General features: G+C 29.8%; 17 protein-coding genes. 15 read left to right on the top strand and 2 right to left on the bottom strand.

The window, feature by feature from the left end:
- The first annotated feature begins 163 nt into the window (after positions 1 to 163).
- From OCU55_RS17915 to OCU55_RS17905, 3 genes are all read left to right on the top strand, one after another.
- Positions 164 to 1,378, top strand: a complete 1,215-nt coding sequence (locus tag OCU55_RS17915) for an NAD(P)/FAD-dependent oxidoreductase (protein WP_261853665.1) — start codon at positions 164 to 166, stop codon at positions 1,376 to 1,378.
- Positions 1,379 to 1,658: 280 nt separating this feature from the next.
- Entirely contained in the window at positions 1,659 to 4,091 is a 2,433-nt protein-coding gene (locus OCU55_RS17910; protein ID WP_261853664.1) for an HD domain-containing phosphohydrolase, read from the top strand.
- Between the two features lie 463 nt (positions 4,092 to 4,554).
- A complete protein-coding gene (locus OCU55_RS17905; RefSeq protein WP_261853663.1) occupies positions 4,555 to 6,801 on the top strand; it encodes an MASE3 domain-containing protein in 2,247 nt (748 codons plus the stop codon).
- Between the two features lie 56 nt (positions 6,802 to 6,857).
- Here OCU55_RS17905 and OCU55_RS17900 read toward each other — a convergent pair whose 3' ends face one another.
- Positions 6,858 to 7,052: an alpha/beta-type small acid-soluble spore protein gene (locus OCU55_RS17900; protein WP_261853662.1), complete on the bottom strand. Its 195-nt coding sequence runs from the start codon at positions 7,050 to 7,052 to the stop codon at positions 6,858 to 6,860.
- A gap of 443 nt (positions 7,053 to 7,495) precedes the next feature.
- On the opposite strand from OCU55_RS17900, the gene OCU55_RS17890 reads away from it, so the two are divergent.
- The 8 genes from OCU55_RS17890 to OCU55_RS17855 all read left to right on the top strand — a co-directional run bounded on the left by OCU55_RS17890 (position 7,496) and on the right by OCU55_RS17855 (position 17,858).
- The gene (locus OCU55_RS17890; protein ID WP_345795601.1) at positions 7,496 to 8,506 is read left to right on the top strand and encodes a C1 family peptidase; all 1,011 of its coding nucleotides are present in this window, start codon (positions 7,496 to 7,498) and stop codon (positions 8,504 to 8,506) included.
- 482 nt (positions 8,507 to 8,988) lie between these two features.
- Positions 8,989 to 9,579: a TetR/AcrR family transcriptional regulator gene (locus tag OCU55_RS17885; protein ID WP_261853661.1), complete on the top strand. Its 591-nt coding sequence runs from the start codon at positions 8,989 to 8,991 to the stop codon at positions 9,577 to 9,579.
- A 64-nt stretch (positions 9,580 to 9,643) separates the two neighbouring features.
- On the top strand, positions 9,644 to 11,395 hold the full coding sequence (locus OCU55_RS17880; protein WP_261853660.1) for a methyl-accepting chemotaxis protein: 1,752 nt from the start codon (positions 9,644 to 9,646) through the stop codon (positions 11,393 to 11,395).
- 190 nt (positions 11,396 to 11,585) lie between these two features.
- Complete coding sequence (locus OCU55_RS17875) at positions 11,586 to 12,176, top strand: hypothetical protein (protein WP_261853659.1); 591 nt, start codon at positions 11,586 to 11,588, stop codon at positions 12,174 to 12,176.
- A 259-nt stretch (positions 12,177 to 12,435) separates the two neighbouring features.
- Positions 12,436 to 13,002 carry an AAA family ATPase gene (locus OCU55_RS17870; RefSeq protein ID WP_261853658.1) on the top strand — a complete coding sequence of 189 codons (567 nt, stop codon included), beginning with the start codon at positions 12,436 to 12,438 and terminating at the stop codon, positions 13,000 to 13,002.
- Positions 13,003 to 13,262: 260 nt separating this feature from the next.
- Positions 13,263 to 14,483: a threonine ammonia-lyase gene (gene ilvA / locus OCU55_RS17865; RefSeq protein ID WP_261853657.1), complete on the top strand. Its 1,221-nt coding sequence runs from the start codon at positions 13,263 to 13,265 to the stop codon at positions 14,481 to 14,483.
- A 616-nt stretch (positions 14,484 to 15,099) separates the two neighbouring features.
- Positions 15,100 to 15,768: an HAD family hydrolase gene (locus OCU55_RS17860; RefSeq protein ID WP_261853656.1), complete on the top strand. Its 669-nt coding sequence runs from the start codon at positions 15,100 to 15,102 to the stop codon at positions 15,766 to 15,768.
- A 311-nt stretch (positions 15,769 to 16,079) separates the two neighbouring features.
- Positions 16,080 to 17,858 (top strand): M3 family oligoendopeptidase, encoded by a 1,779-nt coding sequence (locus tag OCU55_RS17855; protein ID WP_261853655.1) that lies wholly within the window; start codon positions 16,080 to 16,082, stop codon positions 17,856 to 17,858.
- 243 nt (positions 17,859 to 18,101) lie between these two features.
- Here OCU55_RS17855 and OCU55_RS17850 read toward each other — a convergent pair whose 3' ends face one another.
- A complete protein-coding gene (locus OCU55_RS17850) occupies positions 18,102 to 18,491 on the bottom strand; it encodes a VOC family protein (RefSeq protein ID WP_261853654.1) in 390 nt (129 codons plus the stop codon).
- A 300-nt stretch (positions 18,492 to 18,791) separates the two neighbouring features.
- On the opposite strand from OCU55_RS17850, the gene OCU55_RS17845 reads away from it, so the two are divergent.
- The 4 genes from OCU55_RS17845 to OCU55_RS17830 all read left to right on the top strand — a co-directional run bounded on the left by OCU55_RS17845 (position 18,792) and on the right by OCU55_RS17830 (position 22,380).
- A complete protein-coding gene (locus tag OCU55_RS17845) occupies positions 18,792 to 19,544 on the top strand; it encodes a 4Fe-4S binding protein (protein ID WP_261853653.1) in 753 nt (250 codons plus the stop codon).
- Positions 19,541 to 20,161, top strand: coding sequence for a TetR/AcrR family transcriptional regulator (locus OCU55_RS17840; RefSeq protein ID WP_261853652.1), 621 nt, complete (start codon positions 19,541 to 19,543; stop codon positions 20,159 to 20,161). The genes OCU55_RS17845 and OCU55_RS17840 overlap by 4 nt, the downstream gene beginning before the upstream one ends.
- Positions 20,162 to 20,443: 282 nt before the next feature.
- Positions 20,444 to 21,241 (top strand): Cof-type HAD-IIB family hydrolase, encoded by a 798-nt coding sequence (locus tag OCU55_RS17835; RefSeq protein WP_261853651.1) that lies wholly within the window; start codon positions 20,444 to 20,446, stop codon positions 21,239 to 21,241.
- 290 nt (positions 21,242 to 21,531) lie between these two features.
- Positions 21,532 to 22,380 (top strand): GNAT family N-acetyltransferase, encoded by an 849-nt coding sequence (locus tag OCU55_RS17830; protein ID WP_261853650.1) that lies wholly within the window; start codon positions 21,532 to 21,534, stop codon positions 22,378 to 22,380.
- The last annotated feature ends 46 nt before the right edge of the window (positions 22,381 to 22,426 follow it).

Below are 22,426 nucleotides of genomic sequence, written 5' to 3'. Positions count from 1 at the left end.
TTATATGCAAAATTGGAAGTATATAAAGGGTTCCATTACGAAAACTTAAGTTATACATGTTCGAAAATTATGCACCTATGACTTTTAGCATGTATAACTTAATAGTTGAGCTAGGAACTACATATAGGAGACATAAGTTTTATTTAAAAGGAGTAGCAGAATTATGAATGTACAGTATGTTCAAGGAGATTGTATCTTTACTAGAGTAAATAAGATAACTAAGCAATATGAATATTTGACTGAAGATATAGATACAGATGTAATAATAGTTGGAGGTGGAGTTACAGGAGCAATTTTAGGATATTACCTCACAAAAAATAATATCAAATGTGTAATCTTAGAAAAGTCAAGAGTAGGTCATGGTAGTACTAGTATAACTACTTCTCTTCTTCAGTACGAACTTGATAGCACAATAATGGGATTGAAACAATATACAACCATAGAAAATATAATTAAATCATATAGGTTAGGAGTAAAGGCTCTTAATGAAATTCAAGACTTTATAGAGAAGTATGGTAATAATTGTGATTTTAAGAGAGTAGATAGTTTCTTATATACTTCTAAAGAAATTGATAAAAATAAAGTTGAAGAGGAATATCAAATTAGAAAAGATAATGGTTTTAAAGTAGAGTTTATTGATCAATCAAGTAATCCATTTACATTTGATGTGAAGGCTGGTTTATTAAGTAAAGATGGTGGAGCTCAATTTGATCCATTTAGATTCACGCATGAATTGCTCAGGGTAAGCTGCGAGAGTAGTCTAAAAGTATACGAGAATACAGAGGTCGTAAGTATTACCTATAATGAAAATGATGTTATCGCTGAAACTGTATATGGGCATAAAGTTAGAGGGGAAATCATTATAGCAGCCACTGGGTATAATACACAGTTATTTACTAAAAGAGAATTTGGTACTAAAACTACTGCGTTCAATCTTGCAACTAAACCTATTAACAACCTAGAAGAGAGATATAAAAGCATAGTTTTTAGAGACACTGAAGTACCATATAATTATTTTAGGACCACTAATGATAATAGAATTATTATAGGGGGAGAGGATATAAATTTTTTGCCTGATATATTTAATGAACAGCTATGTATTAAAAGCTATGATAAGTTAGAGCAGAGAATAAAGAATCTATTTAAGCAACACAAAGTGGAAATAGAATATAGATATTGTGGGGCGTTTGCATCTACACAAGATAATTTAGGGTTTATTGGAAAGGACCCAGATCGCTCTAGATTATGGTATTGCTTAGGATATGGGGCAAATGGTATCTTATTTGCAATATTAGGAGGAATAATGCTTAGTGAGCTATATTTGGGTAAAGTAAATGAAGATTTAAAATTATTTGATGTTGATAGATTTGATTCATAAGTACTTTATCAAAGTTATTTATGAACTCATATAAACATATACACTTTGAGGCTGTTTAAATAATGCTAATTTAATAAACAGCCTTTTATAGTTCAAGGAAATTTTATGCAATTATTTTAGAAAAAATATTATTAAATAATGTATATGACATTAATTAGAGGCATTATTTACTATAAACAAAAGACTTTATCTAATAAATGATATATAATGTTAATATAATACCAATTTTAATAACAGATGAAGTTGCCATGAGTATAGGCTGTAGTAGGAGAAGATACATATGAGCGTAAAAATGAAAACGTTATTTATATTCACAGTAAGCTTTTTACTTTTCGTTACTGTTACAATTTGCATATCTTATTTAGTCTTTTTAAAATTTATAGTTAATATAGAAGATACAGGTATAAATAACTCTTTTCGTATTTTTGACTCAATACTCGATAGAGAAGAGCAAGGGCTTAAGAGGACATCTTTAGACTGGGCACATTGGGATGATACGTATAACTTTATGGTTGATAAGAATGAAGGGTACATTAAGAGCAATCTGGTAGATCAGTCGCTGCAACAACTTAATTTGAGTTTTATAATACTTCTTGATAAAAATAATAAAATTTTCTATGAATTAGATGGTGATATTAAGGATAGCGAAAGGGATATCTTAATAGATAAAATAACCAATATAAGATACAAGAAGTTTTTTAATCCAGATAAGATAGAAGCAGATTCAGGGACAATCTATGCTTATGATAAGTTATTTATAGTATCTGAAGCTCCAATCACTACTTCTGATGAGAAAGCTAGAAGTAATGGAACCTTAGTAATGGGACGCTATGTGGACAAAGGCTTGATGAGCTATATAAACAAAACTTGCAAAGCTAATATAGCATTTGAAGGCTTACCTGGAAATAGTCATTCATTAAGTGAAATTTCAATTAGTAGAAGTTATGATAATATAAATACATCCAGAAACACAAAAGATATAAATGAAGAAAGCAGTATACTCGTATCTATGTCCGTTGAAAGATATGCACATACACTTGCAATAAAGTATCTTAAAATATTTGGTTTACTATATATAGCAGCCTTGTTTATGATTTTAGTTCTAAATAACCGCATTTTAGATAAATATGTTTTAAAAAGATTAAAATTGTTAGATGATTTTATTGAAAGGGTTAGAAAGACGAAAGACACAAGTCTAAGGCTTATATTAGCAGGTGACGATGAATTAAGTAAAATAGCTGATTCTACTAGTAATATGGTAGCTGAATTAGCAGTTGCTAATAATGATGTTAAAGAGATGGATGAAAGATTTAGACTTATAATGGAGGCTACTAAAGATGGATATTTAGATTTGGATTTGGTAGCTAATAAATTATATTTAAATAAAGAGTGGAAACAAGAATTGGGATATATTTCAAAGGATGAAAGTGGATTATTTTATGAACATTTTTCGAAAATTCATCCAGAGTTTATTGAGTACTTGAATAATAAATATACCAATATTGATAATAATGATGAGCTTTTTGATATAACCTACAAGATGATTAAAGATACTGGAGAAATAATATGGGTTTCAGAAAGAGGTAAGATAGTAAGCAAAGATGATTGTGGAAAGCCAACTAGAATTTTAAGTATAGTAATGGATGTAACAGAGAGAAAAAGATATGAGGAAAAAATTCTGTTCTTGAGTTATTCTGATAAACTAACTGGATTGAGTAATAGAGCATACATGGAAAAGCAATTTGAAGAGATTGATAAAGATAAACATAGTTCATATTTTATAATCATGGGTGATGTGAATGGATTAAAGTTAATCAATGATGCTTTAGGACATAGAATGGGTGACAAGCTAATATATAATGTAAGTAATGAGATGAGGAAGATTTGTGATTATAAAGATGTGGTTTCCAGATGGAGTGGGGATGAATTTATAATATTAATCAAAGATAGAGAAAAAGATTACGTAGAGAACTTGATTACAAAGATTAAAGAGGCTTGTGATAATATAAAAGATTTTCCTATAAGTATTAGTATTGCCTTAGGTTATGCTGAAAAGGATGATGAAAACAAAAAGTCTGAAGTAGTTATGAGTATAGCAGAAAAAAGGATGTATAGAAATAAACTTATAGAAAAGAAAAGCACAAGAAATGCTATTACTAGTTCTTTACTTAGAACCTTGCATGAAAAACATAGTGAAACAGAAGAACATACTATGAGAATTAAGAACATGAGCTTTAAGTTAGGTAAGAGGATGGGATTGCCTCAAGATAAGCTAGATGAATTGGAGCTTTTAGGTCTATTACACGATATTGGCAAGATAGGCATACCAGAGCAAATTTTATTGAAACCAGCAAAGCTTACTGCTGAAGAATGGGTTATCATGAAGTCTCATACAGAGATTGGATATAGAATAGCTAAATCGACGCCTGAACTATCACATATAGCTGATGAGGTTTTATCCCATCATGAAAGATATGATGGAACTGGCTATCCTAATGGATTAAAGGGAGAAGATATACCATTACTTGCTAGGATTATTAATGTAGTAGATTCTTTTGATGTTATGACTCATAAAAGAGAGTACAAGTTGGCGAAAGATATGAATTATGCAATTGAAGAACTTAAAAGATGTTCTTCTACCCAGTTTGACCCACATATTGTAGCAGAATTTCTTGAATTACTGCAGGAAGATAATAATTGTGGACAACCTTAAATCTAGTAAGTTCAATTGTTTAGCATAGATTTTTAAGCATAAAGTAAAAAAATCTTTGCCTGAATTCGGAAAGGCAGATGCCAAAAAAACTCGCTGAAGAAGTTCACTTCAGCGAGTTTTTACATGTAACAAAGTTATGATTTTGCTGTAGGTAGATTGTAACAAACCGAGATATAGGATTCCAAATTTAATTATTAAGCCATGCATGTCTAAAATTCATAGGTGCATGACTTTTGAACATGGATAAAACTTAAGTTTTCGTAATTAAGACATAGATCTTCTTTTACTGATTGAAGAATTTACAAAGATCATAGCAAATAATGAAGACAAAATACTAAAGAATTATGTTACAAAAGTAACATTTTTATAAAAATCACATATATTATGATGAAAAATATGGTATAATTTTCAATAGATTCATATAAATTCATAATATTTTGCGGTATTTAAAGGGGTATTGATTATGGAGGCTAACAGGGAAAAAACATATAATACTAAAAATTATTTACCATATAAGAGGATATTTTTTACATGTATATACTCAGTATTATCTGCATTAATTGTATCATTTATAATATGCAGGTGGTATTGGAATACTTATGAAGAATTAATACATTCAGTATTAGAGTTAATAAGTATTATTATCGGAGTCGCTACATTTTTAATTGTTTGGTATCAAAGTGAAGTAGACAATGAAGTAAATAAAATCTTAGGTTTTGGCTTTTTAACTGTTTCTATTTTGGATTTATTACATGTACATTACTATAAATATATAGTTTTATATGATATAGCTAATGGGCAGTTATCTGTGCTGCTTGGGCTATTGGCTCGATTAATTCAAATACTAACTCTAATGATATTTTCATTTAAACCTTTTTCTAGAAAAATTAATAAATATAAGATACTTAGTTTAACTATTATCATAATAGTAGCTGTATCCTATTTATCAAACTTAACATATAAATGGATTCCGCAGTTATATAATGAAAAAGGTAATACTGGTTTTAGACTTGTGTTGGAATCTTTAATAATAACCTTGGTTATTGTGACATTAAATAAGCTAAAGTTTAGAATTGAAGAAAATCATTTTGTAAGATTTACGTATATATTTCTCTCAGTTATTATGATAATTCCTTCAGAGTTTTGTTATATATTATTTAATTATAGAGATTCATTTTATGTAGTGTTAGCTTATGTGTTTAAAATAGGAAGCTATTATTTTCTTTATAGAGCAGTGTTCTCAAATATGATAAGATATCCATATACTAAACTTGCAGAGAGTAGACAGAGATTAGAAGATATTCTTAATGATATTCCTATTGCTATATACACATACAATGCTAATGATAAAGTAGACTTTGTAAATGACAAGTTTGAAGAATTGTCTAGGCATGCAAAAAGTTCAATAATAGGGCTAAACAATAAGGAATTATCGAAGGTTATACCTAAATTAGGTAATGAAGAAGAAGAAACATTACTTGAAAAAGCATACAAAAATGAAGAAGAAACCAAAAATATGGTAAGCACTTATATAGATGGAACTGGAAATGCTGTAAAGGTACTTGTAAATATGTATAAGATAAAAAATGGTGCACTTGCTTTAATTAATGATATAAAAAAGGAACAAGAAATAGATAATTTACATTTACAAACTAAGGCAATATTAAATTCAATAACGGTTCCAATAATGATTTTAGATGGAGATAATAAAGTTACTGCTTGTAACAATTCTTACTTAGAGATTATAGATAGATGTGATATAGATTTAATTGGAATGAGCTATGATGAGTTAAGGAAAGATATTGGTTTTATAGAAACCAAAGGTTCTTTAGTGGTAAATAAAGATAAAGATGTTAACAAAGAGTATGAAGGATACTTGACAACTAGAGATGGGGTAAATAAGCAAATATCAGGCACATATTCACCTATACTTAATATTGATAATGAGGTAATTGGTGCAATTTCTATGGTACAAGATTTAACAGAGAAGAAGGAAAAGCAGCAGAAATTAATTAACCAAGAAAAGCTAGCGCTTCTAGGACAACTTGGAGCTACTATAGTTCATGAAACTCGGAACTTTCTAACAACTATAAAAGGTAGTAGTCAATTGATAGGTATTTATTCTGAAGATTTAAGAATAAAAGAATATGCAAAAAGAATAAATGCTAGTACTGATGAAGTCAATAGGATAATAACTGATTTTTTAAGTTTATCTAAACCAAGAGAAACAGAGCTTTTAGAAGTCTCTTTTAATGACTTGATATTATCAATGAGAGGTATAATTGAAACATCATCTCTATTAAAAGGAATAGACTTAGTTCTTGATCTTGATTACGATGAAAGATATATACTTTGCGATGAAACTCAGATTAGACAAGTGATGCTGAATATATGTAAGAATGCAGTGGAAGCTATGTCTGAAGTTAAATCTCCACTTTTACGTATTAGCAGTGGTCTTAGAATAGATTCCAATGAGATATTTATAAAAATATCTGACAATGGCAATGGAATGCCAAAAGATATGATTAAAAGAATAGGAACACCTTTTTATTCTACAAAGAAAAATGGTACTGGATTAGGACTAAATGCATGCTTTAACATAATAAAAGAGCACAATGGAAAAATAGAAATTCAAAGTAAAGTAGGGAAAGGAACTACATTTACGATTGTAATACCTTATATAGACGAAGCTTTAGAAGATATAATATAATGACTAAATATTAAAAGCACTAATTTTTATTGATTAGTGCTTTTAATATTTAGTCATTATTTATTCTTTTTGGTCAACATTTCTTCAAAGGATTGAACGGCATTTTTAGTAAAATTACCGCCTTCGGCTCCACCTATTGCTCCACATACTTTAGAACTAGTATTGCCCCAATATCCATCCCCTGGAACCTCTATTCCTAATTCTTTAGCCTGTTCTGATTTTGTATCTAATTTATTCACTTTTTCTCTCATAAAAATATCTCCTTTAGGTCGATTAATAATACTAAATTTGAGAATTTTTTTAGCTAATTTAAGTGCACATAATTATTGATTTCCTTAATTATTTTTTTTATTCTTTAGCAAATTATACTAACTGAGATGATGTAGATAACTAATTTTTATTATAAGAAAAAGATAAATATTGAAATGCCAAATCACAGTTATTATAATATGTGACTTTTACCTATATACAATGCGAAAATATAAAATCCTTAGATAAGGTGTAGCAAGATAGATTATAAAAACTATTATATATAGAGGGGCAATAAAATATTTTGTACAAGCTTAGATAAAAAACTATAGATAAATATTGATGTAGATAAGATTTTTAAGTACTAGCTTTGTAAGGGAAGTTAAATTGATTTTAAATAAACAATTAATTGAGTATCTGCATTGTTAGAAAACGGAGGATAAGTATGGATATTAAGTCGAGATTGAAAAATTATGGATTATGGATTTCAGTAATAGCATTAGTTCCTATGGTTTGTAAGGGCTTTGGATTAAATATATTGCCTAATAATTATAGTGAAATTGCAACTGCAATTTTAAGCATTCTTGTACTTTTAGGTATATTGAATAATCCTACAACTGAAACAAACGGTTTTAAAGATGATAAAGTAAATAGAAATAAAGAAAATAAACCAATTAGAAAGTATAACTTAAAAGAAGATAAAGTTGATGAAAGAGATTACTATTTTAAGAATCACCCTCTTTCAAAGGCTGTACAATTGCCTAAATCAATAGATCTAAGAGAAAAGATGCCGTCTATATATGATCAAGGGGAACTTGGATCATGTACTGCAAATGCAGGATGCGCTAACAAATCCTATTTTATAAACAACAGAGTGGAGCTCTCGAGATTGTTTCTTTACTATAAAGAAAGATTGATTGAAGGAACCATATATGGAGATAGTGGTGCTTCAATAAGAGATATATGTGCAGCTTTAACAAAATACGGTGTGTGTGAGGAGAATCTATTTCCTTATAACATTGCAAGATTTACAGATATGCCTTCAGTAATAGCTGACCAAAATGCACTCCAATATACTATAAACTCATATCATAGAATTACTACTATGGAAGAAGTTAAGCAAGCTTTAGCTAATTTACTTCCAGTATTGCTTGGAATAAATATTTATGAAAGCTTTGAAAAAGTTGGCAAAGATGGAGTTGTGCCAATGCCTGGAGGTTTTGAAACGATTTTAGGAGGTCATGCTGTACTCTTGGTAGGATATGTTGATGGTGCAACAACAACAAACAGTACTCCGCAAAAACTATGCGATTTAATAAGGAAGAAAACAAGCTCACAAGGGTATTTTATTCTAAGAAATTCATGGGGAACTGATTTTGGCGATAAAGGTTACATGTATCTTCCTTATGAGGTTTTTGAGAAAATTAAGAGCGATATATGGGTGATAATTCAATAAAGCTTTACTATATTAGCCTTGTAAATTGTATGATCTAAGTAATGAAGATGTAATAACTATAGATGTACCACTTCGAACCGAAATCTATTTTTAAAACTCTCACGGCTTCTGGTGAGAGAATTTAAAAATAATAAGTTTCATTACGAAGTGGTACATCCATATTACTATTGACGGACATACTACTTAAATATTTGGATTTAAAACAATACCTTCGATAAATCGGTGAAAAATTGTTTTTATAGATTTTAATAAGAGTAGTATGTCTAAAGTTAGAATATATTACTTGTGACATTATAATAGAAATGAAAGTTCTTAGTGTTGCATGTTTATATTTATTTAAATTATATTAAGTAATAGATATAGGTAAGTTAATAATATTGATTTTATGTAACATAACCACACAATAAATATTCATCGTTTGTTAAGTTCAGGGAAAAGTGCACGATAAATAATTATACTATACATAATAGGAAGTGACTTCTATGGGATACATAAATATAAAAGAAGCAGCATTAAAAGTGTTTGCTAAAAAAGGATTTGATGGAACAACTGTAAAAGAAATAGCAGCTGAATCAGGGCTAAAACCATCGTCTATATACTCTCATTTTTCTAGTAAAGAAGAGTTATTTATGATTATATGGGAGGAATGTATGAAAAAGGCCTCAATGTCAATAAAGCCAGTAACAGGCTATGTAGAAGCTACTGAAGACTTTGATGCTAAAGAAGTTCTTAACAAGCACTATAATGCTATAATTTCTCATTTTACTAAGAATAGAGAAGATTATCTTTTTCTAAAGCAGGCATCATTATTTGCCAATGCTAAAGAAACTATGAACAATGATAGATACTCTAACTTTATGATCAATTCTAAAAGTATAGAGTTTTACGAAAGATTTTTTTCAAAATTGAAAAGTGAAAATAGAATAATTAATGAAAGTAATGAAAATTTATTTTATACATATATTGCCGCAATGCTAGCTTATCTTGAGCAGAGCGTAATTTACAATATCCCTTTAGATAAAAAGTTTGCAGATAGACTTTGGGAGGGATTTTGGAAAAGTATAGAAAAATAAAAAATTACTTTAAAACGAACGATTATTCGTTTGCATTAATTTATCAAGAATTGGGGGAAGCAGTATGAAAAAATGGTTAGGAAACTTAAAACTTTCAACAAAAATAGTGAATTTAGTTGTTATTATTTCAATTTTTATAGCAGCGATAGGATATTTAGGGCTTAGAGATATGAATAAGATAAATTCTAACGCTACTGTAATGCACGATTATAGTTTAAAAAATATTAACCAAATCAATAAGTTTAGACAAGCTTATTCGGATATAAGAACAGACTTATTAAAGATGGCTTATAAGGAAAAAAAAGATCCAGGCGAGGCTGATGAAATTGTAAAAGAGATTGATGATTTAACTAAGCAGAGCAATGATATGTTTGCAGCAATAAAGGTCAGCAGTGAAAGTATAAGGCAATATAAAAGTAAAGAAGATGGTGAAAAGGATAAGCAAATATTAGGTAACATAGAAAGTTCCTCTAGACAATATTTGGAGGCAGGAAAAAAGATTAGTGAGTATGCTTTAGCAGGAGATTATACGTCAGCCATGACACAAATCTCGGGAGCATCTAAAATTAGAGAAAGCTTATTTAATAGCTTAAATGACTTAAGTGCTGTTTCTATAAATGAAGCAGATCAGATTTATGCCTCAAATAATGATACATACAGCAGTTCAAAAATCCAGATAATAGTTATATCTGCATTTGCATTTCTTATTGCACTATCATTAGGATTGATTATAGCAACTATGATTTCAAATAAACTAAAGAAGGTAGTAGTTTTTGCAGAAGATTTAGGGAAAGGAATATTGGATGCAGATATAGATATTGATTCGAAAGATGAAATAGGAAATCTTGCTAAAGATTTAAATAGAGCTAAGGATAATATGAAGGTACTTATATCTGAAATTATATATGGGTGTAGCGATATAAGTTCTGCAAGTGAGCAGCTATCTGCAACTTCTCAGGAAGTTGCATCAAAGATGCAAGTGGTAAATGAATCTACTGAACAGATAACAAGAGGAATACAAGATTTAAGTGCAACTACTGAAGAGATTAGTGCGTCAACTCAAGAGATAGGAAATACAACAAGTGATTTAGCAAATAAGGCAGAAAAGAGCTTTAAATCTGCTGTAGAAATAAAGAAGAGAGCAGAAGAGGTTAAGGCAAAGGCTACAAACAGCCTTGAAGAAGGAACAAAGATATACATAAGTAATAGAAACAATATCATAAAAGCAATTGAAGACGGAAAAGTAGTAAGTGAAATAGGAATTATGGCAAAATCAATAGGAGAAATTGCAGAACAAACTAATCTTTTAGCTTTAAATGCAGCAATTGAAGCTGCAAGAGCTGGAGAAATGGGCAAAGGTTTTGCAGTAGTAGCAGATGAGGTTAGAGGACTTGCAGAACAATCATCTCAAGCTGTTGCAAATATAAATTCACTTATAGAGAGAGTTCAACAGGCTTTCCTAAACTTATCTAAAAGTGGACAAGATGTTCTTAAATACCTTGAAGATGATGTTAAGCCAACCTATAAATTGTTTATGGATACAGGTATACAATATGAAAAAGATGCTGAGTTTGTAAATATGATGGCTAGCGATATTGCATCAGCATCAAATCAGATGAAGGAAGTTATAGAGCAGGTAGCTTTTGCTCTAGAAAATTTATCATCTACTGCTACGGAATCAGCAATAAGCTCTGAGGATATATTAATAAGCATTAATGAAGTTACTCATTCAGTATCAGAAGTATCAACATCCTCTCAAAGCCAGGCTGGAACAGCTCAAGCTTTAACTGAACTGGCAAATCAGTTTAAGGTTTAGAGGTTGTGATTATTAAGTATCAAAAAATTTAAAAACGTATAATACAAGCATCTATAATAATTTTCTTGAAGAAGATTACTATAGATGCTTTATCTATAGAAGTTCAAATTTGATTTTTATACCTATAGGAGATAGAATTTTATTTGAGAACTAAGAAATTTGAAATCCTAGTTTAAAGGAAGTGTTTCAAGTGGAAAGCCAACTAAGTACTATTAATCAAATGTTTCTTATAGGTTCAACTGGAAGAAATAGTGGAAAGACTACTCTAGCAACAGCCCTAATTGAAAAGTTTAAAAAAGAGTTCTTGATAATCGCATTGAAGATAACAACAATTGAACATAAAGATGGAAAGTGTCCAAGGGGTGGGGATGGTTGTGGAGTTTGCACAAATATACAAGACAATTTTGAACTCATAGAAGAGGTTAGTACTAGCAGCAATAAAGATACTTCTCTTTTACTTAAAGCAGGTGCAGAGAAAGTGTATTGGCTAAAATGTTTACAGAGTCATTTAGATGAAGGTATGGAGTATTTTATGTCAGTTATACCTAAGAATTCTTTAATTATATGTGAGTCCAATAGTTTAAGAAATATTATAGTTCCAGGAAGTTTTGTTATGATTAAAAATGTAGGCAACAATATAGCAAAGAAGTCTGCTAGTGCAGTAATTAGCAAGGCAGATTTTATACTTGAAAATGATTTTTCAAATAGTATAGGTGATTTTGTGGATAAAGTAGTAGTTGATAAAGAAAACATGAACATAAAAATAAATAGTGCTATGTAAGAAAAATACCTCATGTTAAAATATCAATGTGTCGCCTGTAAGTTTTCTCATCTGCATTCGGAAAGGCAGATCTGTTAAAAAAGCTCACTTAAGAAGGTCGCTTCAGCGACTTTTTTATGATAATATATATATTAAATGTTAGAGATACATAACGATTTTGAAGAATTGATCTAAAGGATTTTTGCGATATCTATAGATAGAAGCTGGAGTCATATAAAGTTAAATATATAACACTAAGAAAGAAGAGGAAAGCTGAATTATGGATAGGATAATTTGTATAGTTGGTGAAAGTGGAAGTGGAAAATCGACTATAGCAGAAGAACTTTCAAAAAAAGATTATAATTATATACAAAGTTATACTACAAGAAAACAGAGATATGAAGAGGAAAAAGGACATATATTTGTTGACTATGAGGCTTATATAGAAAGTACTATAACTAGTGAACAGAAATCTAATATAATAGCTTATACATATTTTGATGGGAATCATTACTGGGCAAACAGGCAACAATATAGAGGTAAAGGTGCATCAATTTATATAGTTGATCCAGTTGGTGTTCGTGAACTAAAAGAAGAAGTAAAGGATGCTGAAATAATAGTTATATATTTAAATGCAGATGAAAAGGTTCGTTATAACAGGATGTGTAGAAGAAAGTATAATGAGGATAACCTTTATGATGAACAAATATATATGAGAATAAAACATGATAAAAATGCATTTAAAGTTATAAGATGTGATTATGTTGTTGATTCTAACAGAGAGTTAGAAGAGGTACTATCTGACATAGAAACTATAATTGAAGATATGGATAAAAAGAATAATTAAAATTTAATAGATGGTTATCTTAAAATAAGCTCAAATTGTATTGGGCTTATTTTTTTATCCTCCACTTCACAAAATATTCTAAATTTGATAGAATATTTATATAATAATTTTAAATTAGTTAGACAAAGCTCGTCTTCAATAAGTATTGGAGCGAGCTTATTTTTCAGGTAGTTTTATACGAATACAGTTGGGCTAATAGATATAAAGATTACTGCTAATAATTTAGAATTTTTTTAACAAGACAAAATAGGGGGCAAATAATGATGGTGGAGTGTAATGAATTTACAAAAGAGCAATTTTTAGAGGCAACGAATAGGATAAAGGATGTATTGAAAGAGACAAAGCTTGTTTATAGTAATATTTTTAGTAAAGAATCAGGAAATGATATATATATAAAGCCAGAAAATCTTCAAGTGACAGGAGCTTTTAAGATAAGAGGAGCCTATAACAAAATAAGTAAGCTTACTGAAGAAGAAAAGAAAAAGGGGTTAATAACATCTTCGGCAGGAAATCATGCTCAGGGAGTGGCTCTAGCTGCTCAAAGATTAGGAGTAAAAGCAACTATCGTTATGCCAAAAGCTACTCCACTTATAAAGGTTGAAGCTACAAAAAACTTTGGCGCAAATGTTGTGCTTCATGGTGATTGCTATGATGAGGCTTATGAAGAAGCAAAGAGATTAGAAGAAAAGAATGGATATACATTTGTGCATCCTTTTAATGATATAGATGTTATAGAAGGTCAAGGAACTATAGCAATTGAAATTTTGAATGAACTAAAAGATGTGGATTGTATAATAGTACCCGTTGGTGGCGGCGGACTTATTAGTGGGATAGCTGTTGCAGCTAAATTAATCAATCCTAAAATTAAAATAATAGGAGTTGAACCAGAAGGTGCAAATGCAGTAAAGTTGTCAATCGAGAATGATAAAGTTATTTCTCTAGATAATTTAAAGACAATAGCTGATGGTGTAGCAGTAAAAACTCCTGGCGATTTGAATTTTAAACTTATTAAAAAGTATGTAGATGAGATAGTAACGGTTTCTGATCTAGAGGTTATGGAAGCTTTTCTTATATTACTTGAAAAGCATAAACTAATAGGTGAAACTTCTGGTGTATTGCCTTTAGCCGCCTTAAGAAAGATAAATGAAAAAAACAAAAAGATAGCATGTGTAATTAGTGGGGGAAACATAGATGTTTTAACAATTGCATCAATGATAGACCGTGGACTTGTATCTCGTGGAAGAAAGTTCTGCTTTACTGTTGAACTTTTAGACAAGCCAGGACAATTACAAAAAGTGTCCCAGATATTAGGAGATTTAAATGCTAATATAATTAAGCTAGATCATAATAAATTTAAAACCTTCGATGCCTTCATGCAGGTTCAACTGGAGGTTACAGTAGAAACCAATGGGCACGAACATGTTCAGTTAATTACTGATGAATTAGAAAGAAAAGGCTTTAAGATAGTTAAGGTATATTAAATAAGGTGCTGTTGAAATTAAGTGTTTATTCATCCGATGCTTTAATGAGCTTACGCAAAGAATTAATATGATTTTTTCATATTCCATGGCTAAAACTGTAAACTCACTACATTCGAACAGTACAGTTTTACTCTTTACAAATCCATATTTTTCATAATTATTTCATATTTTATATATTATAAAACTAAAAAGGTTGTTTATCTAAAGAGTAAAAAGTGAGAATATATCGCCTGCCAGAATTTCTTCACATACGTTCAGAAAAGGCAGATGCGTAAAAAAATCGCTAATAAAGAACGATTAGTGATTTTTTAGATCCACTCCATCTGAAAAAATCATTTAATTCTAATAGCTCGCTCATATAGCATCTCCTGTATAAACACTTAATTTCAGTTATGCTATTAAATAGAACATTAGATAAAGATATAAATTTAGCTATAAGGAATCCATATAATCATAATACTTTCAAAATAAGAAAATATTAAATCTTTTAACAGTGATATAATTAAAGAAGAATCTCCTTGTTATTATTACTAAAAGTAATGGATTATAAGGATACACTGATCTGAACACAGCACTCAACGCAATTTAATAAAAATGCTATTTGGAGGATTTATATATGGGTAGAATAGAACTAGTTATCTTCGATATGGATGGATTAATGTTTGATACAGAGGCACTTACTAAGAGAGCATGGCAGGAGGTAGGCAAGTTACATAATTATGATATTCCGATGCAATTTCTTCTTGGACTTCTAGGAATGAACAGCGTTTCTATATCAAATCAGTTTAAAACAGTATTTGGACAAGACTTTCCTTTTGATAGTATGTATGCAGAGCAAGGTAAATGCGTAGCTAGAATAATTGAAGAGGAAGGACTTGGCATAAAGAAAGGTCTTATAGAACTTCTAGAATATCTACAAGAAAATAACATAAAAAAAGCAGTAGCTACTTCAAGTAGTAGAGAAAGGGCTTCTAAACTTTTAAAAATAGCAGGTGTGTTTGATAAGTTTGATAGAATTATTTGTGGCGATGAAGTAACAAAAGGTAAGCCAGATCCAGAAATATTCTTAACAGTTTGCAAAAAGTTAGATGTTGCGCCTGAAAATGCCATAGTACTAGAAGACTCAGAAAGAGGCTTAGAAGCAGCTGTAGCTGGTGGAATGAGATGTATACTGGTACCAGATTTAGTAGAACCTTCAGAGGAACATGTAAAAAGAGCATATGCTAAGGTCGCTGATTTAATAGAAGTAATTAATTTAAAAGAATTATTTGAAGAAATAATTTAAGTTTTTATAATGAAACAGTATAGAAGGATAATTTTTATACTGTTTTTTTACCTTTAAAAAATAAAATATAACGATAAAAATAATTTATTATATTTAATAAAACTCTAGATTAATATAAAAGAAATGCTATAATTTAAATAAGAAAATTCTGTCTATTAGAGAAAAGGTTACTAAAGATGTGCCACTTCGATTCGAAATCTATTTTTAAAACTCTTATGGGTTCTGGTGAGAGAATTTAAAAATATAAACTTTATTATCAAGTGGTATATCTATAGAGTAACCTTAGGTAGATATGCGAATGGAGGATTATGATGGGGTTAAATTGGAGTTTAAAGGAAATATACAGTTCTTTTCAAGGTGAAGATTTCTTAAATGATTTAAAAAGAGCTGATGAATTATCAGGATTATATGAAAAATTAGCTGGAAGTATATGTGAGTCTCATGACGATGAGAAAAATAAGCTTGAAGAATTTATAAACAAAGCTAGTGAAGTTGAAAGTTTGTTCAGCAGACTATTTTCTTTTGTTAATCTTACATTGAGTGTTGATACAAAAAATAAAGCAGCACTTAAGTATTCAGATATTTTACAGGAAAAAAACAGTGGATTTGCTGAGCCAAATGCTAAAATAGAAAAATGGATAGGCGAAGTCAAAGATATTGATAAATTAATTAATTCCTCAAGTCTTTTGAAGGAACATGAGTTTTTTTTAAGAGAAATAGTAGCAGGAAGTAAATATTTATTAAGTGATAAAGAAGAATCACTTATAGCTAAACTTAGAAATACTGGTTCAAATTCATGGTCAAAACTTAGAGATCTTCTAACTTCAACTGTACTTGTGGATATTGAAGTGGATGGTGAAGTAAAGGCGCTACCTCTTACTGTTGTTAGGAATATGGCATATGATAAAGATGCAAAAGTAAGAAAAAATGCATATGAAGCTGAATTGAAGTCGTATAAAAAAGTAGATGACGGTATTGCAGCAGCCTTAAACGGCATAAAAGGAGAAGTTATAACCTTAGCTAAGCTAAGAGGCTATAAATCTCCATTAGAAGAAACTTTGCTTAAGTCAAGAATGGATGAAGAATCTCTAGAAGCTATGCTAACTGCTATGAAAGAGAGCTTGCCTGCTTTTAGAAAATATTTGAGAAGAAAAGCTGAGCTTTTAGGTTATAAAAATGGATTGCCATTCTATGAACTTTTTGCACCTATGGGAGATGTAGATATGGAATTCCCATATGAAAAGGGTCAAAAGTTTGTTGAGGATAACTTCAGAACCTTTAGTGACAATCTTGCTGATTTTGCTAGGAAAGCTTTTGATAGTGATTGGATAGATGTTATGCCAAAGGAAGGGAAAGTTGGAGGTGCCTTTTGCTCTAATCTTCACTTTATAAAACAAAGTAGATTCCTTTTAAACTACGGAAATAACTTTGGCGATGTAGTAACTTTAGCTCATGAATTAGGTCATGGATATCATGACGAATGTGTTAAGGATAAGAGTGTATTAAATTCTGACTATCCAATGCCTATAGCGGAAACAGCATCAACTTTCTGTGAAACTATTGTTAAAAAAGCTGCGGTTAAGACTGCGACAAAAGAAGAAGCTTTCTCAATCTTAGAATCAGAAATAGGGGATTGTACTCAAGTAATAGTAGATATCTATTCAAGATTCTTATTTGAAAGTGAGCTATTTAATAGAAGAGAAGAAAGTGCATTAAGTGCAGAAGATTTAAATGAAATAATGTTACAAGCACAAAAAGATTCATATGGAGATGGGTTAGATCCTGAATACCTACATCCTTATATGTGGGCATGCAAGCCACATTACTATGATGCAGAATATAATTTCTACAACTTCCCATATGCTTTCGGATTATTATTTGCAAAAGGTCTTTATGCAGAGTATCTAAAGAGAGGCGAAGAGTTTGTAAAGGTATATGATGACTTATTAGCATCTACAGGTGATAGAAAAATAGCTGATGTTACTAAGATTATAGGAGTGGATATACACTCAGTTGACTTCTGGAGAAGCTCATTAAAGATAGTGGAAGAAGACATAGAAAGATTTATCGAACTTAGTAATGAAAAATAATTTTTATAGTGCAGCATTAAAATTTATAACCATAAAATAGGGTTAAGTTTAAAAATATTATTGAAATTAAGTGGTTATGTAGGAGAAGCTCATTAAAGAATCGGATGACTAACCACTTAATTTCAACAGTGCATAAAATAAAAGGTTAAAATATAGGGGTTTTCTATATTTTAACCTTATTGTTCGTATAATAAGTTATTGTTATAAATAGAGAGAAATAAAGTATAACTATCAGTTAATTTGTTATACGGTTATCTCGATTCTATTGCCTTCATGATCTAGTATACAACTTTCATAATAGCCATCTCCAGTGGTTCTTGGTCCACTGACAACAGTATATCCGTCATCTACCAGTAATTTTGTCAATTCATCTACCTTTTCTACACTTCCAACAGAAAAGGCTACATGAGCATAACCAAAGCACTCATAATCTTCAGAAACATTTATTGAAAGAACAGTGGGTTTCTCCATAATTTCTAGCTTAGAACCATCATCAAAAGATAGAAAGTATGAGCTGAATTTTGTCTTTTCATTATGATACTTTTCATTAGGGACAGCATTGAAATACTTTGAGTAGAAGTTTTTTGTCCTCTCCAAGTCTCTAGTCCATAGTGCTAAATGTGCAATTTTCATTGAATCAACCTTTCTTTATTTTTATATGAGTTATCCTTTAATTAACAATATTGTATCATAGTTAAGCGAATATAAACTAGTTTAATTCTAACAATTTTCAAAATTTTCAGTGAGCATAAAAGAAATTTATATCACCTTATTGACCGGCGGTCGGTCAACGAAGTATAATATTATATAAAGTTCCTAGCTCAGCTATTAGTTTATACATGTACGAAGATCCACAGAAACCGCGATTTTTGAGCAGGTATAAATTAAGTTTTGATATAAAAACTCTTCACATCTATATAAGGGGGATTAACTATGAAAAATAAAAGAAGGCTAGTATTATTAATCATGTTCTTTACATTACCAATTACGCTTAACTTTTTTTCTCCATACATAATAATTGATGGTTTATTTAATAAGTTTATATCAGGAGCATTTTTAGTTTGGTCAGTTATGGCAATATCGTCACTTTTTATAGGTAGAGCCTTTTGTGCTTACGTATGTCCATATGGTGCTTGGCAGATGATAATAGATAGATGTATTGAAAAGCCTCTTAAGAAAATAAAGGGTTTGAAGGTTTTAAAATATATACTAGGGGCTACTTGGATCTCAATAATAGCCTTTGCCTTAATTTCTAATAGTGGGTACAAGTTGAATTTGTTTTACCTTACAGAAGGCTATGTAAGTGTAGATAAGATATCGAATGTTATAGGGTATTTTACTATATTAACATTACTCGCGGTTTTGCCTATTATCTTAGGTAAGAGAGCTACTTGCCATTACTTATGTCCAATGTCAATTTTGAATATAACAGGAAATAAGATAAAAAATAAATTTAATATTCCTTCTTTAAAATTAGATACAGAATCAAGCAATTGTAAGAAATGTGGTGCTTGTAATAAAAGTTGCCCAATGAGTATTAATGTTATGGAAAAGGTTCAGCATAATAATATGCAATCCTCAGATTGTATACTTTGCGGCGAATGTAGTAAAGCATGTAAGTTTGGCGCTGTAAATAGAATTTGCGGAAAAGATAGAGTAGATAGAAAGGTCTTAGAAATAAAATGAAGAGAATTGTAAAAGATCCATTGGAAAGAAAAAACGAAATAATGGATAGGTCTCTAGAATTGTTTATTGAGAAAGGGTATGACAATACCTCAATCAATGAAATAGTTAATAGCCTATCTATAGCAAAAGGAACCTTCTACCACTATTTTACTTCAAAAGAAGAAATACTAGGTGAGCTTTTGAAAAGGCGGTTAGATGAATATATAGTACCATTAATAACTATCTATAATTCAAATTTAGATCCTAATCCTAAACTTGAAGCAATTTTAAAAGCAATGTTTTTAGGAACTAATAGTAACCTTGTGTTTGCAAATACTGAGAGAGATAGTAGCAACTTAAAGTTAAATAATGCTTTAGAAGAAGAGTTTTTTAATAGATGTTATCCACTTATTTTAGGTGTAATAAAAGAGGGAATTGAAAAAGGAAGCCTTGAGGTGGATTTTCCGGAAGAGGTTGTTGAAATACTTTTAAGAGGAATACAAAAATTTATTAATAAGCATTTCCATGAACTATTAGATAAGAACTCTGCTATACATATACTGAAATCACTTGAAGATATTTTTAATAAATTAATAAAGTTATCAGATGGAAATATAGAATTAATTCCTAGAAACTAAGTTTTAGTGGAAGAAGAACTAGCATTTATGGACCTCCATAGATTTATCCTTTAATATGTGATAAAATATACTCATAAATAATAACTATTAGATGTTTCAAATCATAGTATAAATACATATTTATATTAATATGATTTAGATTTTGCCTATGTTTAAGAATAGTGTTGAAATTGGTTGGCTATGCAGGAAACTAAATGATTTTTTCAGATGGCTAACTACTTAATTTCAACATGGTGATTTAACATCGTCTATATATATGGGTTTAGAGATGGAGGTTGTTTAATGATAAAATTAATCGCAACAGATATGGATGGAACATTACTAAATAGCAAGGGGGAACTTCCGGAAGGGTTCTTTGATACTTTAGATGAATTAATAGATAGAGGTGTAATATTTGTGGCAGCCAGTGGCAGACAGTATTATACCCTAGCTGATAACTTTGGCAAGGCTAAGGATAAGATGCTTTTTGTAGCAGAAAATGGTTCTTTTGTTGTTCATAACGGAAAAGAACTTTTTTCCAAGATATTACCTAAAGAAACTATTATGGAAATTTTGAAAGAAGTAAATAAAATACCTAACTGTTTTCCAGTAGTATGTGGCAAGAAGTACGGATATTATAAAGATACAAATCCTAGATTCTTAAAAGAATTGCAAAAATATTATTATAATAGAAAGCAAGTAGATAATTTTGAGGATATAGAAGATGATTTCTTAAAGGTAGCAATTTTTGATTTAGAAGGATCAAGCGAGAACTCATACAAAAAGATTGATAAGAGGTGGAAAGAAGAACTTCAAGTTACAGTTTCAGGACAAGACTGGGTTGATATCTTCAGAAAAGATATAGATAAGGGAGTTGCTATTAACTATCTTCAGCAAAAATTTAACATAACTCATGAGGAAACCATGGTATTTGGAGACTACTTTAATGATATTCAAATGCTTCAAAATGCTTATCATAGCTATGTTATGGTAAATGCACCTGAGGAGTTAAAGAAGTATGGAAGATTTATGGCTAAAAGCAATGATGATAATGGAGTTATAGAAGTAATTGAAAGAGAAGTTCTTAAAAAGGACGCTTAATTATTAAAAAATCCTATTAATTCTTTGCATAAGCTCATCAAAGCATCGGAGCATGCCCACTTAATTTTAACATGGTACTTTATAATAAAAAAATTTAAAACCTCTCTAAATGTGTTACTGATTATTTTAAATAATCGGTATTACTTTAGGTAGGTTTTGTTGTTTTATATTAACATATTTTTAAATTTCTGCCTTTTGCTTGTAATAAGTTATGGTTAGGTAGTAGTATTATAAGAAGTATTAAAATTATACTATGTATACAATTTTGTTTGCAGCTTAGGGGGAATTATATGATAAAATATAAAAATTGTTTAGATGTAACTATTGATGATATATTTAAGGCGTTTCAGGATGGATTCTCGGACTATATAATAAAACTTAATGTTAATAAGGAAGATTTTGAAGGAAGATTCTTTGGTGCTGAAGGGAACTCAAAAGAATATTCTTTTGTAGTATATGATAGTAATAAACCTGTAGGATTAATGCTAGGCGGCATAAAAGTATATGATGGAGTAAAAACTTTGAGATGTGGGGCCTTAGCAATTCATCCAAGTTATAGGGGGGGCTGGATAAGTAAAAGACTTTTTCAATTACATCAAGAAATTGCAAAAAGCAGAGGGTGTAGTCAATTGTTTCTGGAAGTTATTGTTGGAAATGATAGAGCAATCTCTTTTTATAATAAAGTGGGATATAGTAAAATCTATGATATATCCTTTTATTCTAATGATAATGTGAGTAACTTGAAAAGATATCATAATAAAAAATTGGTTATTAAAGATATAACTTTAGATAAGTATAGAGAAATATGTGATGAATATGATGGACATATTAGTTGGCAAAATGATTATGAATTTCTAAGTTTATCAAAGGATACATACTATTATGGAGGCTTTATTGATGATGTTCTTGTTAGTGGTATAAGTATAAATAAATCAGGCAAGATAAGTTTTATTTATGTAGCTAAGAACCACAGATTCAGTGGAGTTGGGTCATCTTTAATTAATTATGCCGTTAAAGAACTGGGGATAAATATGATTACTACTAGTTTTGTTAATAATAGTCAAGCTTTTGGATTCTTAGTTAAGAATGGATTTAAGAAGATGCCTATATCTCAATATGAAATGTATAAAATTTTGTAGTATAGTATTTATAATTTATCAATAATTTTCTACTTGAACATTTTAA

Origin of the sequence: Clostridium folliculivorans, assembly GCF_024341905.1 — a bacterium.
In the GTDB taxonomy this organism is placed as follows: Bacteria; Bacillota; Clostridia; order Clostridiales; family Clostridiaceae; genus Clostridium_AR; species Clostridium_AR folliculivorans.
This window is presented reverse-complemented; position numbering and strand designations above follow the sequence as displayed.